Annotated in this window: 10 protein-coding genes; 9 read left to right on the top strand and 1 reads right to left on the bottom strand. The window is 68.8% G+C overall.

Annotation, left to right across the window (positions count from 1 at the left end; translation table 11 throughout):
• Positions 1-865: 865 nt before the first annotated feature.
• The 8 genes from ltrA (at position 866) to ACWCP0_RS39340 (ending at position 13172) form a co-directional block, all read left to right on the top strand.
• Positions 866-2671: a group II intron reverse transcriptase/maturase gene (gene ltrA, locus ACWCP0_RS39375; RefSeq protein ID WP_451083532.1), complete on the top strand. Its 1806-nt coding sequence runs from the start codon at positions 866-868 to the stop codon at positions 2669-2671.
• Positions 2672-2748: 77 nt separating this feature from the next.
• Positions 2749-4146, top strand: coding sequence for an IS1380 family transposase (locus tag ACWCP0_RS39370; protein ID WP_451083538.1), 1398 nt, complete (start codon positions 2749-2751; stop codon positions 4144-4146).
• A 1305-nt stretch (positions 4147-5451) separates the two neighbouring features.
• A complete protein-coding gene (locus ACWCP0_RS39365) occupies positions 5452-6669 on the top strand; it encodes a glycosyltransferase (RefSeq protein ID WP_451083537.1) in 1218 nt (405 codons plus the stop codon).
• Positions 6666-8306, top strand: coding sequence for an ArnT family glycosyltransferase (locus tag ACWCP0_RS39360; RefSeq protein ID WP_451083531.1), 1641 nt, complete (start codon positions 6666-6668; stop codon positions 8304-8306). Before ACWCP0_RS39365 ends, ACWCP0_RS39360 begins: the two co-directional genes overlap by 4 nt.
• Positions 8303-9508 carry a glycosyltransferase gene (locus ACWCP0_RS39355; protein ID WP_451083530.1) on the top strand — a complete coding sequence of 402 codons (1206 nt, stop codon included), beginning with the start codon at positions 8303-8305 and terminating at the stop codon, positions 9506-9508. Before ACWCP0_RS39360 ends, ACWCP0_RS39355 begins: the two co-directional genes overlap by 4 nt.
• Positions 9508-11961 (top strand): galactose oxidase-like domain-containing protein, encoded by a 2454-nt coding sequence (locus ACWCP0_RS39350; protein ID WP_451083529.1) that lies wholly within the window; start codon positions 9508-9510, stop codon positions 11959-11961. Before ACWCP0_RS39355 ends, ACWCP0_RS39350 begins: the two co-directional genes overlap by 1 nt.
• 558 nt (positions 11962-12519) lie before the next feature.
• On the top strand, positions 12520-12669 hold the full coding sequence (locus tag ACWCP0_RS39345) for a hypothetical protein (RefSeq protein WP_451083528.1): 150 nt from the start codon (positions 12520-12522) through the stop codon (positions 12667-12669).
• A 341-nt stretch (positions 12670-13010) separates the two neighbouring features.
• Positions 13011-13172, top strand: coding sequence for a transposase (locus ACWCP0_RS39340; RefSeq protein WP_451083527.1), 162 nt, complete (start codon positions 13011-13013; stop codon positions 13170-13172).
• 320 nt (positions 13173-13492) lie between these two features.
• On the opposite strand, the gene ACWCP0_RS39335 is transcribed toward ACWCP0_RS39340, so the two are convergent.
• Positions 13493-14449: a helix-turn-helix domain-containing protein gene (locus ACWCP0_RS39335; RefSeq protein ID WP_451083526.1), complete on the bottom strand. Its 957-nt coding sequence runs from the start codon at positions 14447-14449 to the stop codon at positions 13493-13495.
• A gap of 215 nt (positions 14450-14664) precedes the next feature.
• Between ACWCP0_RS39335 and ACWCP0_RS39330 the strand changes: the two genes are divergently transcribed.
• The gene (locus ACWCP0_RS39330; RefSeq protein ID WP_451083525.1) at positions 14665-15243 is read left to right on the top strand and encodes an ester cyclase; all 579 of its coding nucleotides are present in this window, start codon (positions 14665-14667) and stop codon (positions 15241-15243) included.
• Positions 15244-15295 lie beyond the last annotated feature (52 nt).

The raw sequence follows: 15295 nt of genomic DNA, 5'->3' as shown, positions 1-15295 counted from the left end.
GCAGAAGCCGTCCGTGACGGCATCCTGCCCGCTACACTCCCACCGCTCGACGCTTCCCCAGGTCAAGCCACGAAGTACTGCTGGAGTACTAGAAGCAGCCGATCGGCTCGCAAGCGGTCCGGGCGCGTTGTAGGCCGATAGCGGCGGCTAGGCAGAAGCCGAGCCGGGTTGGCGAGGGGTTCTGTCGGGCCAGGCGGAGGGCACTTTCTGCGTGCAGGTGCGACACGAGGTCGCGTGTGTTGAGTGGGTGCTCTTGGAGAGGGGGTCGGCGATGTCGCCGACGACAGGGTAGCCCCGGGTCCGTGTCCGATGGCCCGTCCCCACCCGGACGTGCGTCGCTGGTAACGGCGGGGTGCGAAGCTCCGGGGAGAAGCCGAAGTTCCGCCGTTCCACCCGGCGGCAACAGGCAAGGGGAAGACCGGGCGGGCGAACACCCGTGAACCCTCGATGACGTCTCGTGAAGAAAAGCCCTGCCGGTGGGATGCGGCAGCAGGGTGCAGGGCGGGCCGCTGAGATGCGGCAGGCGCCGGGCGGATGTGCATGCCGCTCGGGAGGACACCGCCGTCCCGGGATATAGAGGGCGCCCATTCCGGTCGTATCTCGCATGCGCGGAACGTGGAAACCCCGACGGAGGCCGCCGCTCTGGCATGGGCGGCGGTGGGCTGACCGTGAGGAAGGCTGATGTCTCCGGCGGGACAGGACGGCTCAAGAAGCGAAGGCCGGCAGGCCGAAAGGCCAGGGGAAACCGGGACAGCACCAGCGGCGGCCTCTCCGCCACCGCCTCGGCCAACTCGCTGGATACCGGGCAGGTTTCCGGGTCCGAAAGGACGCTGACGTGAGCCGGGTGAGTCTGTGAGGAGGGACGATGGCGACAGGGACAGCGCCGAAGGACAAGTTGGACGCCCCGGCTGCGGCCGGGGTGAACGGACCGGAGGGCGACTTCTTCGCGGACTGGGACAGTATCGACTGGGACCAGGCGGAGAAGAACGTATGCCGCCTGCGCCAGCGCATCTTCACAGCATCGAGGGACGGTGACCTGGCGAAAGTCAGGAACCTGCAGAAACTGATGCTCCGGAGCCTGAGCAACACGCTGGTCAGCGTGCGCCGGGTGACGGAGGTCAACGCCGGACGGAAGACAGCGGGGATCGACGGTCAGGTCGTGCTGACCGCCCCGGGCAAGGCAGAGTTGGCGCGCTTCATCCAGCAGCGCGGAAGAATCTGGCAGGCCCGTCCGGTCCGGCGGGTGTTCATCCCCAAGGCAGGGGGACGCAAACGGCGCCCGCTCGGCATTCCCGTGATCATCGACAGGGCTCACCAGGCCCGGGCGTTGGCGGCACTGGAACCCGAATGGGAGGCCCGGTTCGAGGCGAGGTCGTACGGCTTCCGCCCGGGCCGGGGCTGCCACGACGCGATCGGGGTCATCTACAACACGCTCAACGGCAAGAACCCGCAACGCGTGTGGATCCTGGACGCAGACCTGGCGGCGGCATTCGACCGCATCGACCACGACCGGCTTCTGGCCCGGCTCGGCACCTTCCCCGCCCGGGGACTGGTCCGGCAGTGGCTGAAGGCCGGAGTGGTGGAACGCGGCCGACTCACCGCGACCAAGGAGGGAACTCCTCAAGGCGGAGTGATCAGCCCCGTGCTGTTGAACGTTGCCCTGCATGGGATGGAGGCGGCTGCGGGCGTGCGGTACTACCCTCCGGGCCGCCGGGCCGGAGAGATTATGCCGGACGCCCCGGTACTGGTCAGATATGCCGACGACCTGGTGGCGATGTGCCACAGCCGCGAAGCGGCCGAGCAGGTCAAGGCACGGCTCGCCGAGTGGCTCGCGCCCCGAGGGCTGGTGTTCAACGAGGACAAGACACGTATCGTCCACGCGGAGACCGGCTTTGACTTCCTGGGGTTCAACGTGCGCCGCTACCGCAGCGGCAAGCTGCTGATCAAGCCCAGCAAGGCAGCCGTCAGGCGGATCCGGGCCAGGCTGCGTGAGGAGACCCGTGCCCTGCGGGGCGCGGAAACCCTCGCCGTCCTGCGGGCGGTCAATCCGATCGTTCGCGGATGGGCGGCCTACTACCGGACGGTGGTGTCCAAGGAGGTGTTCGCCTCGCTGGACTCCTACCTGTGGCAGCTCACCTACCGGTGGGCTCTGCGCAGGCATCCGAAGAAGTCGAAGCACTGGATCACCCATCGGTACTTCGGCCGATTCAACACCGCCCGGCAGGACAGATGGGTGTTCGGCCACCGTGACAACGGTGCCTACCTCGTCAAGTTCGCCTGGACGAAGATAGTCCGCCATCAGCTGGTCAAGGGCACCTCGTCTCCGGACGATCCAGCCCTGGCCGACTACTGGGCCGACCGGCGACGCAGAAGCGCACCCCTGCCGCTGGACTGGGCCACGATGCGTCTGCTTCAGATGCAAAAGGGCCGCTGCCAGCTCTGCGGGCAGCTGCTCCTGCACGCCAACCGGCCCCCGCAGTCCCCGACCGGGTGGGAGCAATGGCTCCGCACCACCCGGAAGGCGATCAAGGCACGACACATCGCCTACCAGGGAGCGAAGACACCGGACGGCGTTCAACTCCGCCTCGCTCACGCCTCGTGCCTACGACCCCCGAACACCTCTGGCAACGAGGCGACCCTGCAATCCCAAGAGCCTTCAGGGCTTGCTTGAGCCGTATGCGCGGATAACGCGCACGTACGGTTCTGAGGGGGCGGGGACGCAGCAATGCGTCCCCGCTACCCGACGGTATCGGTTCGCGTCCCAAGCTTCATGTCTCTGCTGACGGTGCCGGGGTGGTCAGCCATGCGGGGTCCCGCCTGCTGGCGGATCTTGCCGATGCCACCGGGCTGACCAGCGCGTACTCCACCGCGTTGGGGCCACTTCGGCCACGCGGCACCGGCCACGACCCGGGCCGGATCGCCACCGATCTCGCGGTGATGCTCGCTGATGGCGGCGAGGCCATCACGGATCTGGCCGTGCTGCGGGACCAGGGTGAAGTGTTCGGCCCGGTCGCCTCGACACCGACGGCCTGGCGGCTGCTCGCCGACATCGACGAGACCGGACTCGCTCGGCTGCGAACGGCCCGCGCCCAGGCACGAGAGGTCGCCTGGCTGCGGGCCGCCAAGACCCGCTCCGGCATACCGGCGGTGAAGGCCGGCGGACGGGAACTTCCCGGCCTGGTCCTGGACATCGACGCCACGCTGGTGACGTGCCACTCCGAGAAGGACCAAGCCGCACCCACCTATAAAGGCGGCTTCGGCTTCCACCCTCTGGTGTGTTTCCTGGCCAACACCGGCGAGGGCATGTCCGGGCAGCTGCGGCCCGGCAACGCCGGAGCCAACACCGCCGCCGATCACATCGCGGTGCTGGACGACGCGCTCGCGCAGATCCCCGACGTCCACCGGCACGGGACCGACATCCTCGTCCGCACCGACAGCGCCGGATCCGCGAGAGCCTTCCTCGCCCACGTCCGAGACCTGCGGATACGAGGAATCCGCACCTTCTTCTCGGTCGGATACGCGGTCACCGAGCCGGTCCGCCGCGCAATCCGGGCCCTGCCCGAACAGGTCTGGCACCCCGCCCTGGACCAGGACGGAACACTGCGTGCCTGCGCCGAGGTCGCCGAGCTGACCGGCATGGTCGACCTTGCCGGCTATCCGGACGGCACCCGCATCATCGTGCGCCGCGAGCGCCCGCACCCCGGCGCCCAACTGTCCCTGTTCGACCAGGACGAGGGCCTGCGGCACCAGGTCTTCCTCACCGACACGCCGTTCGCCGACGGGGGCTCCGCCCAGTTCCTGGAGGTCCGTCACCGCGGGCATGCCACCGTCGAGGACCACATCCGGTGCGGCAAGACCACCGGCTTCGGCCGCTTCCCTTCCCGCCACTTCCTGGTCAACGCCGCTTGGCTCGAAGTCAGCCTCGCGGCGATCGACCTCCTCGTCTGGACCCGCGTCCTCCTGCTGGACGGCGATCTGGCCACCGCCGAACCCAAGAAACTGCGCTACCGAATCCTGCACGTCGCCGGCCGGATCACCCGCGGCGGCCGCCGCCTGCGCATGCGGATATCGGCGACCTGGCCCTGGAGACATGAACTCGCGGCCGCATTCCACCGCCTGGCCGCCCTGCCTCGCCCCGCCAACTGAACGACCGCCTTCTGACCACCCGCGACCCGAAGGACCTTGGAGAACCCGGCCCACCGCGCCGGGCCCTCACCATGCCCACCGACCGACACCGCTCCAAACAACCCCGCTCAGCCACCCAGCAGCCTCAACTGAAACGGCGAGGCTAGGGCTGCAGCCAAAACGGCTGAGTTCCTCCGGGCCATGGCGCTGATGGCGGCGGACGACAACGACCGGCGCACAACAACGGCCCCGATCCACGTTCACGCAGATCAGGGACCGTCACTTGCGGGAGTCGGCGATCGAGGAGCATCAGCCAGCCCGGCCGGGGGCCCGGCCGGTCCGGTGGACGCCGAGCCGTCGCTGAGCGATGGAGGCCTCCAGGTGGAAGGTGTTGCTCAAGCAGCGGCCTGGACTGACTCGTACGAGTGAGCCCGAGTCCACGTCCACCGATGGCCGTGCAGGACCAATGAGCCGCTCACCTGCTGGTTTCTCCATTCCGTGAAATCGACGCGGAAATCTCCCGCAGGAGCGGCTTGCATGGCAGTACACACAGCAACTAGCGTCCAATCCCGTCGGACACATCGTCCAATGATGCCGGACAGGGTTGCGTGTGCCCGAATACGCCTTCCAGTGCCCGTCACGAAGAGGAATCACCATGCTCGACGCGCAAAAACTCGACAGCGAGTCCTCGGGGCTGCTTCCAGCCCCGAGGTCCTGGCCAATGGGCGGAGGAAACGGCCGGCCATGCCTCAGGTTGTCCCGGAGGACGCCTTCGCGACGAGCCCGCGAATACGCAAGCTTCCTATTTTAAGGGCAAGGCCGCTTCCGGTTGCAGTACCAGGGCAGTCGCAGGGCGCGGGCCACTCGGATCCGCTCGGCTTGCGTCGCAGGTGAGGCCGCACGGAGAAAGCGCCTGGGGTGCACAAGTGGTCAATCGCACCGCCATCGGCACACTCTGAGCAATTTCCTGGACCTCTTGGGGTCCCGAGGCGGTCGCCGACCCCTGACGTAGTAGTCCGCGCCGACCGGACGGATCGCCGAATCGTTTAGTTCTACTTTTCTGTCTCCGTCCAGCGGACCGGCGTGCAGGGCGATTCAGCCGCACCAAATCTGCCGTGACGTGCGGATTCCCGTATTTCGCAGGTACGCGCCCGGGGCGCGCGCATGCGACGAGGAAACGAGAGCATGACCAGATTTCTCATTGCCGACTCCGCGACGGCACCAGCCCATGGGGATCCGTTCACAGCTGTGGCGCTCAACAGCCCACCCGAAGGGCTCTTCTTGCTTTCCGCGCTCATCACCGCCACGTCGCTGGTGCTGTTCTGGATGGCGACGTTCACTCTTTGGTGGCAGATGCATGCCTGGCGTACGCCGGAGACGCTGGCGGCCACCCGTTTCGCGCGGCCCGACGGGGACGCGGGCCTGTCCTTCTCCCTGCTGGTGCCGGCTCGGCACGAGCAGGCGGTCCTGGAGCACACCGTCAACGGTCTGCTGACATCGACGCACGGCGACTACGAGATCCTCGTCATCGTCGGTCATGACGACCCCGGCACCACCGAGGTCGCCGAGCGCGTCGCGGCCGTCGCCCCGGACCGGGTCCGTGTCGTGGTCGACACCAACGCGGTCAAGAACAAGCCCAAGGCCCTGAACACCGCGCTGCCGTACTGCAGAGGCGACGTCATCGGGGTCTTCGACGCCGAGGACCAGGTCCATCCGGCCCTCCTCGCCCACGTGGACCATGCCTTCCGCGTCACCGGCGCCGACGTCGTGCAGGGCGGGGTCCAGCTGATCAACTTCCACTCCAGTTGGTACAGCCTGCGCAACTGCCTGGAGTACTTCTTCTGGTTCCGCAGCCGGCTGCACCTGCACGCCCTCAAGGGGTTCATCCCGCTCGGCGGCAACACCGTCTTCGTCCGCACCGAAGTGCTCCGCGACGCCGACGGCTGGGACGAGAACTGCCTGGCCGAGGACTGTGACCTGGGCGTGCGGCTGTCCAGCAAGGGCAAGCGAGTGGTCGTCGCGTACGACTCGGAGATGGTCACCCGCGAGGAGACGCCCGGCACGCTGCTGAGCCTGATGAAGCAGCGCACCCGCTGGAACCAGGGCTTCCTCCAGGTGTACCGCAAAAGGGACTGGCAGCAACTGCCCACCCTGGGGCAGCGGATGCTCGCCCGCTACACCCTGATGACGCCGTTCTTCCAGGCGTTCACCGGGGTGATCATCCCGGTCAACGTCGCGGTGGCGGTGTTCCTCGACGTCCCGGTCGGCGTCGCAGTGGTCACCTTCCTGCCCGCCCTGGCCGCCATGGTGACCTTCGTCTTCGAGATCGTCGGACTGCACGACTTCGGCCGCCAGTACGCCCTGCCGGTACGTCTCGTCCACTACCTCAAACTCATCGTGGGCGGCCCCTTCTACCAGCTCCTTCTGGCCGGCGCCGCCACGCGCGCGGTGTGGCGGGAGCAACGCGGCCGCAACGACTGGGAGCTGACCCGTCACGTCGGCGCCCATCTCACCGAAGCGACCCGGAAGGACGTGCTCCGGTGACCGTCACCCGGCCCGCCGCTACTCTGCCCACCGCGGCTGTGCCCGCGCCGCGTGGCGTCGCCCACGCCGTCGCGAAGAACCCTGCCCCACGATTCCGCTTCCGCACCTCTCGCCCGGATCTGCTGCTGTGCGGCGCCCTGCTGACGGTGATCCTGACCGTCCAGGGCTGGAACATCACGCGCTTCCCGACGTTCAGCGACGACGAGGGCACCTACATCGCTCAGGCCTGGTCGGTCCAGCAGGGCATGGGCCTGGCCCACTACACCTACTGGTACGACCACCCGCCGGCCGGCTGGATCCAGATCGCGCTCATCACGTGGCCGGCCTCGCTGATCGACCCGTCCACCATGACGGTGGCGACGATGCGTTACGCGATGCTGCTGGTCAGCGGGATCAGCGCGGTGCTGCTGTTCGTACTGGCGCGGCGGCTGGGCCTGCCACGCTGGGCGGCCGGGCTCGGCATGGCGCTGTTCGGCCTTTCGCCGTTGTCGGTGATGCTGCAGCGGGAGATCTTCCTCGACAACGTCGCGGTGATGTGGATGCTGCTGGCGTTCTGCCTGGCCGCGTCCCCCAGCCGGCACCTATGGCACCACTTCGGGGCCGGGTTGGCCGGCGCCGTTGGCGTTCTGAGCAAGGAGACGATGCTGGTCGTACTGCCGGCGCTGCTGGTGACGATGTGGCGGCACAGCCACCGGGACACCCGCAAGTTCGCGGTGACCGGCGCGGTGGCCGCCTGCGGGCTGAGCGGCCTGGGGTATCCGCTCTATGCCCTGCTCAACAGTGAGCTGTTCCCGGGGAATGGGCACGTCTCGCTGATCGACGGCATCAAGTACCAGATGAGCCGCGATGGCTCGGGCTTCATCCTCGCCACGGGCGCCGACTCGCACGCCGTCCTCGAGTCGTGGCTCTACTACGACGCCGTGCTTCCGCTCGGCGGACTCGCGGGCGCCGTGCTGCTGCTCGCTGTCATGCGCTGGTCGGTGACGGCCAGGGCGCTGGCCGGTCCCGCGCTCGCCGTGGCGACCCTTGCTCTGGTCGCCATACGTCCGTCGGGCTATCTGCCCGCCATGTACGTGATCCAGGCGCTGCCCTTCTTCGCGCTGATCATCGCCGGAGCGGCCGCCAGCGTCACCCACGCGGTGCTGCGCAGGCGCCGCAAGGTCGACGAGCCCAGCGGGCTGAAGGCGACCCGCTGGGGGCTCACCTTCGTGCTCGCCGCGGCAGCGGCCGCTTACGTCGTACCGCACTGGTACGAGGGCAACCGCACCGCGCTGACCGCCGACGCCAATGCCCCCTACCGGGCGGCCGCCGCCTGGATGCGGGACGCCGTGCCGGACCCGGGCGGCACCCGGGCGCTGGTGGACGACGCCCTGTGGCTCGACCTCGTCCACGCCGGGTATCAGCCCGGTGATGGCGCCATCTGGTTCTACAAAGCCGACCTCGACCCGGCCGTCGCCAGGACGCTGCCCCGCGGCTGGCGGGACATCGACTACGTGGTCTCCTCCCCGACAGTGCGCCGGGACGCCGTCGATCTGCCGACCGTCAGGGCTGCACTGGAGCACTCCACTCCGGTCGCGGTCTTCGGCCTGGGCGAGGACCGCATCGAGATCCGCCGCATCGCCGGAGGCACTGGGTGAGCGTGTTCAGCACCGGAACGGAGGAGATCGACGACCCGGATCTGCGGGCCGGAGCGCCGGCCGCGCCCGGCACCGTCACCGTCGTCATCCCCACCTTCAACGAGGCCGGCAACATCCGCGAACTCCTGGCGCGGCTGGGCGCGTCCCTGCCCGGTCGGCTGACCGGCTGCGAGGTCGTCTTCGTCGACGACAGCACCGACGACACCCCCGCCATCGCCGAAGCGGTGGCCCGCGACTGCCCGTTCCCCGTCACCGTCATCCACCGCGACACCCCGGTGGGAGGTCTCGGCGGAGCCGTCGTCGAGGGCCTGAAGGCCGCCCGCGCGGAATGGGTCGTGGTCATGGACGGCGACCTGCAACACCCTCCGTCCCTCGTCCCCGAACTCGTCGAGGCGGGCACCCGCAAGGGCGCCGACCTGGTCGTGGCCAGCCGCTACACCGGCGGCGGCAGCCGCATGGGGCTGGCCGGGGCGTACCGGGTCGCGGTCTCCCGCGGCGCGACCTGGCTCACCAAGGGCCTGTTCCCGCAGGCGCTGCGCGGCATCAGCGACCCGATGAGCGGCTTCTTCGCCATCCGCCGCGACGCGGTGCGCGACCAGCGGGACAGAGGCGCGCTGCGTCCGCTCGGCTACAAGATCCTGCTGGAGCTGGCCGTGCGCTGCAGTCCGCGCTCCGTCACCGAGGTGCCCTTCGTCTTCCAGAACCGGTACGCGGGCGATTCCAAGTCGACCGCGCGGGAGGGGATGCGCTTCCTCGCCCATCTGGTGGCGCTGCGCACCGCGTCCCCGGTGGCGCGGACGCTGGTCTTCGGCCTGATCGGGCTCACCGGCTTCGTGCCGAACCTGGCGGCGCTGGCCGTGCTCACCGCCCTGGGTGTGCACTATGTGCCGGCCGAGATCGTCGCCAACCAGTTCGGCGTGCTGTGGAACTTCCTGCTGATCGAGTCGCTGCTCTTCCGCGACCGGCGCCGGCACCGCCACTGGGCGGACCGGGCGGGCCGGTTCGCGCTGCTCGCCAACGCCGATCTGCTGCTGCGCATCCCGCTGATCGCCGTCTTCGTCGGCCGCCTCGACGTGGACGTGCTCACGGCCACGGCGCTCGCGCTGCTGGTCACCTTCGTCCTGCGCTTTGCGGGCACCGAAATGCTGGTCTACCTGCCGCGCCGCAGCAGCCGGGGCCGCACAACGATCGAGGAGGCCTGATGCCCAGGAGCGTACGCGGGCCGTTCGCGGCCGCCACCGCCTTCATCCTCGCCGCCGTGGCAGCGCCCTTCGTCCTGCTGTCGGTCCCGCAGGAGGCCGAGGCCGGCACCAACCTCGTCATCAACCCCGGATTCGAGAGCGCCGGCACCGATGACATGCCGGCCTGCTGGGAGAAGTCCGGCTGGGGCGACAACGACTTCACCTTCACCACCACCTCCGACGCCCACACCGGGAGCAATGCGGTCACTGTCGCCCTGACCCGCCGCGCCGACGGCGACCGCAAGGCGATGATGACCGAGGCCGCCGACTGCGCACCGCATGTGACGGCTGGTCAGCAGTACGACCTGTCGGTCTGGTACAAGTCCACGACCGCCGACACCTCGGTCACTCTCTTCCGCCACGACACCACGCTGGGCTGGCAGTACTGGACCGACCTCATGAACCCGCCCGTCAGCACCGCGTGGAACAAGGCCGAGGTGCGCACCCCGCCGGTCCCGCCCGGCACCGACCAGCTCACCTGGGGCGTGTCGGTCTACGGCGTCGGCAGCGTCACCACCGACGACTACATGGCCGAACTCGTCGGCGGGACCACCCCCGGGCCCGTCTGCACGGGCACTCCCGCGCAGTGCGAGGACGGCAAGTGGGACGTCCTGCCCATGCAGAACCCGGTGCGCTCGATGCACTCCGTCGTGCTGAAGAACGGCAAGGTGCTGCTCATCGCCGGCTCCGGCAACGACACCGACAACTTCGCGGCCGGCACCTTCACCTCCGCCGTCTACGACCCCCAGGCCGGCACGTACAAGGTCATCCCCACCCCCGACGACATGTTCTGCTCAGGCCATGTGCAGCTGTCCGACGGCCGGGTGCTCGTGATGAGCGGCAACAAGGACTACCCCGCCGCGAACGGCTCGCACGGCTACGAAGGCTTCAAGCACAGCTACGTCTTCGATCCGGACACCGAGAGCTACACGCAGACCAACGACCTCAACGACGGCCACTGGTACCCCTCGGCCACCGCCCTGGGCAACGGCGACGTGCTGTCCTTCGGCGGCCTGCGCGAGGACTCCACCGGCTCGGTGACCGCCGAGAGGTGGTCCGCCGACCAGGAGCAGTGGCTCCCGCTGTGGCAGGTGAACCAGACCTGGTCGTACTGGGGCCTGTACCCGTCGATGATCCTGATGCAGGACGGGCGGCTCTTCTACTCGGGCAGCCATGTCTTCGGCAACGGCACACCCGGCACCGGCTCCGCGGTCTACGACTACACCGCCAACACCATCACGCCCATCAGCGGTCTGCAGAACAAGGACGAGCGCGACCAGTCCGCGAGCGTGCTACTGCCCCCGGCCCAGGACCAGAGGGTGCTGACGATCGGCGGCGGCAACATCGAGACCAATCCCGACGCCAGCCGGCTCACCGACCTGATCGACCTCAAGCTGCCGAACCCCGTCTACTCGCCCGGCCCGCCGCTGCCCCAGGGCACCGTCGACCTCGGCACGGGCCCGGTCGCACAGACCGGGAACCAGGGCAAAATGTACGTCTCCGCCGTGCTACTGCCCGATGGCAAGGTACTGGAGACCGGCGGCGGCCTGCACAACCGGGCCGACCCCGTCCACGAGGCCTCGCTCTTCGACCCGCAGACCGAGACCTTCGACTCCGTCGCCGCCGACCCCGAGGCCCGCGGCTACCACTCCTCGGCCTTTCTGCTGCCGGACGGCCGTGTGATGGCGACCGGCGACAACCCGGGCAACGGCACCTGGAACCACATCGTGTCGATCTACACCCCGGCGTACCTCTTCAAGGGCCCCCGGCCGCAGATCACCTCGATCGCCGACAGCCACTGGACATACGGCAGCACTCAGCGGATCACCGTCGACCGCACCATCACCAAGGCCGAACTGATCCGCCCGGCCGCGGTCACCCACTCGTCCGACCCCAACCAGCGCTACGTCGACCTGCCGCTGACCGTCGACGGAAACACCATCGACCTCAACGTCACCAGCAACCCGAACCTGGCACCGCCCGGCTGGTACATGCTCTTCACGGTCGACGCGAACGGCGTTCCCTCGGTCGCGAAGTGGGTCCACCTGGACGCCCGGGGAAGCACCGCCGCGCTGCGGTCCACCCCGGACGGTGCCGACCAGCCCTCCCCGCACATCCACGACTTCGCGGGGGACCTGGCCAACCGGCCCCAAAAGCCCGGGAAGAAGCGCACCTCGGCACCGGTCGGCGTCCGCGTCTCCGGCTGCGACAACCGCTACGGCACCCCCGGCCTCTGCGTCCCCACCGTCTTCCCGGACACCGTCAAGGCCACCACGACGGCCCGCTGCGCATGGCTGAGCACACACGATTTCACGCTGCCGTTGAAGGTCAACGGTGTCGACGACCCGCTACGGCTAGATCCGAACAAGAACGCCCTCGCCTGCGACCGTACCGACCGCATGCCGCCCAGGTGACCCTGCTGAGACGGGCCCGTCGTCAGGCCAGTAGCCGGAGCCGCGGACCGCTTGCCAGTCCGGCAGTCGGCTCGCCCACTCCACCGCCAGGGGCTTTCCTGACCGGCGACGGGGAGCACCCGCCGAGCAGGCCGCCAGGGCCGCAGACTTCCGGGAGGAGCTGCGCGCCATGATCTACCGCACCGGCGTGATCCAGGCGGCGCCGGTCGCCGGGGAGACCATCCGGTCGCCGTCAGCGATCAAGCCGGCGCGTTACGCCACAACTGTCTCTCGCACGCTGCTCGCAAGGACGGAGCGTACGACCCTGCTCGGCCAGCTGGGGCGTCACCTCGACTGCTGTCCGACGGGACTGACACGAGAATGTTTCGTTGGTGAGTCAGTCGGTCAGGCCGTGACGGGTTCGAAGCGCATGGTCAGGCCCAGGCTATTGGCTTCCTTGCAAGCCGTGGTCGACGGCGGCGGGAGATCGCGTTCCAGTGCCTCTGCTTGGGCAGGTGGGCGCGGTGCAAGACCGGATGCGCCTCGGTGATGAACGCGAGCTGGGCCTGTCGCCCGGCGGTGAGGTCTTCGGGTTTCTTCCACAGTGCCCAGCTGGCCTTCTTCAACAACTTCGAGCCCGGAGTGGAACGGCCCTTGCCACCCCGTTCGACGAACCTCGTCGAGGGCCTCGACACCGACATCGGGCAAACCCGCTGGCCACAGACCTGAAACGGTGACCCGCGAAGTCCAGGCCTAGCCTCGCTGTTTCACTTGGTGTGGGGCCGGGGTCTGTGCGGTAAGAAGCCGTTGCTCTACCGATCATGGTGAGCATGGGTTCGAGTGCGGCTTCCCGGTCGGGTGATCTTTGGGCCGGGTGCGCATGACAGCAGGGCCTCCCGTGCAGCTCGGGGTTGTCGAGACCAACGAGCGCCCGGGAGGCCCTGTTGTCGCAGTTGTACGCCCTCGCGCCGGTCGGGTCCAACTCGTCCACCTGGTCGTGTGATTGTCTCGCGCACCGGTTCGGGAATGCGGGCGATCGGCCGGGCCGGGAGCCGAGGTATCCGTCGGACATGACGGACGCCGAGTGGGCAGCGGTGCGGGACCTGCTGCCGGTGCCGGGGTGGCTGGAGGGCAGGAGCGGGCGGCCGGAGGGCTATTGCCACCGGCAGATGGTCGATGCGGTCCGCTACCTGGCTCCTGACGCCGGTCATAGCTGGACCCGCGATCGGTGATTGACCAGCCGCCCTCTGCCCGACCGGTCCTCCCGGTGCGATGACGGGTCAGCTATGAGGCAAGGAGCTGACCTCGGCGGCCAGCGCGCAGGGAGATGTCCGTGCCCGTTTCGACGAGTCAGCCCATGCGGACGACTGACGCGCCTTCGAAGTACTGTTGCTTCTTGGCGAGGATGGCGGACGTGGTGACTGCCTGCGTCGGCGGATCCGGACGACTCCCTGAAGGACAGTCGTGGCAGCCGATGTTTCCGGCGGGCAGATCGTGACGCTATGCCGGGAACGATGACGATTCCCGCGGATCAGCGCGCGTCGCTCGTCGATCAGTCGGCGGTTTCGGCCGACTCGGTCGGCCCGGAGTCGTCGGCCGGCGCGGACCGTTCGATGTCGTTGGTCGCGGCCCAGCTGGCCAGCAGGTTCAGGGCGTCCTGCGAACGTGACGCAGGCTCGGGGGTGTAGGTGAGGAGGAACTGGCTGGCGTCTGCCCCGAGCGGGAAGGTCTCGAACGGCAGGTCGAGGTCGCCGACGACCGGGTGGTGGAGGCGCTTCAGGCCCGAGGTGTGGATCCGGACGTTGTGGGCCGCCCAGCGGCGACGGAACTCCTCACTGCGGGTGGACAGCTCCCCTATCAGGTCCGTCAGCCGCCGGTCGTAGGCATCGCGGCCTGCCTCGGCGCGCAGCATGGCGACCGTGTCGTTGGCGACCTCGTCCCAGTCGCGGAAGAACTCGGTCGCATGCGGGTCGAGGAAGACGAACCGGGCGTTGCTTGGCGGCCGCACCGGGTCGACGTAGACCGGGGAGAACAGCGCCCGCCCGAGGGGGTTGGCGGCCAGGATGTCCAGGCGACCGCTGAGTACGAACGCGGGCGTGCCGGTCATCGAGTCGAGGACGCGCTGCACTGCGGGCCGGACGCGCTGCTGAGCCGGCCGACGGCGCGGCGGACGGGTCGTGCCGGCGCCGCGCAGAAGGTCGAGCAGGTGGACTCGCTCCGCCTCGTCGAGCTGCAGTGCCTGAGCGATGCCGTCGATGACGCTCTCGGAGACGCCGGTGGCGTTGCCGCGCTCCAGCCGGGTGTAGTACTCGCTGGAGATGCCCGCGAGCAGGGCTACCTCCTCGCGGCGCAGCCCGGTGACCCGCCGACGGTCTCCGCCGTACACGGGCAGTCCGGCCTGCTCGGGGGTGACCCTGGCCCGTCGCGTGCCCAGGAATTCCCGGATCTCCGCGCGGAAATCACCACGGATATCACGATTCGTGTCGTAAGGTCCGTTTCTGCCTGCCATGTGCTCCACTCTACGAGCGCTTCCCGCTGGCTGGGGGTCCCTCTCAGTGACCCCCTCATCAGGGACTCCCACACTCCCGTGACAACCGGTTCTGTTGATGGTGCACCGCCCACGGCGGTGTGAATGGCCTGGATACGGCGGCGCTTCCGCCGCCGGTCTTCAGCCCCTCTGCGGCGCCGTCGGCGCTGCGATCCTCGGAATCCGAAGGACGAATCATGCGTCGACACACCAAGCCAGCCGTCGTAGTCACGGCGCTGGGAGCGCTCGGCCTCGCGGCCTTCGGAACGGGTGCCGCGGACGCGTCCGGCACGGCCGACGGCCACACCGGCTCCGGGTCGCCGTCTCGCGTCACGGCGGAATCCGTCTCGTGGAACCACGGGACCGCACAGGTGAACAAGCGCGTCATGGAGAGCTTCACCAGTGAGTTCCTGTCCACCGGCGACCCCGCGCTGGCGAGAAAGTTCATCAGCCCGGACATCGTCATGCACTTCGGCGGCCAGACGCAGCAGGGCCGGGACACGCATCTCGGCATCGTCGCCGCGAACATGAAGGCTTTCCCCGACCTGAAGTGGACGGTGGAGGACATGCGGGCCGAGGGCGACACCGTGGCCATCCGCTACACCATGACGGGCACCCACGAAGGACCCTTCGCCGGGGTCGAGGCGACGGGCAAGGCCATCCGTGCGGAGAGCATGACATTCTACCGCCTGGCCCACGGCAAGATCGTCGAGGAGCGTGCCCATCTCGACATGCTGAGCATCCTCCAGCAGATGGGTGCCATTCCGGCCGCGTAGGAGCGTTCTGCTTCACCGGCTCCTCCACCACCGCACCCGCCCCTACGCCGAC

Source organism: Streptomyces sp. NPDC001970, assembly GCF_053594115.1.
Note: the sequence above shows the minus strand (reverse complement) of the source record. Positions and strands in the feature narration are given on the sequence as shown.

What these genes read in the sequence shown, in the direction of transcription:
- ltrA (WP_451083532.1), top strand. Translation starts at nt 866, where the DNA reads ATGGCGACAGGGACAGCGCCGAAGGACAAGTTGGACGCCCCGGCTGCG.
- ACWCP0_RS39365 (WP_451083537.1), top strand. Translation starts at nt 5,452, where the DNA reads ATGGCGACGTTCACTCTTTGGTGGCAGATGCATGCCTGGCGTACGCCG.
- ACWCP0_RS39350 (WP_451083529.1), top strand. Translation starts at nt 9,508, where the DNA reads ATGCCCAGGAGCGTACGCGGGCCGTTCGCGGCCGCCACCGCCTTCATC.
- ACWCP0_RS39340 (WP_451083527.1), top strand. Translation starts at nt 13,011, where the DNA reads ATGACGGACGCCGAGTGGGCAGCGGTGCGGGACCTGCTGCCGGTGCCG.
- ACWCP0_RS39335 (WP_451083526.1), bottom strand. Translation starts at nt 14,449, where the DNA reads ATGGCAGGCAGAAACGGACCTTACGACACGAATCGTGATATCCGTGGT.
- ACWCP0_RS39330 (WP_451083525.1), top strand. Translation starts at nt 14,665, where the DNA reads ATGCGTCGACACACCAAGCCAGCCGTCGTAGTCACGGCGCTGGGAGCG.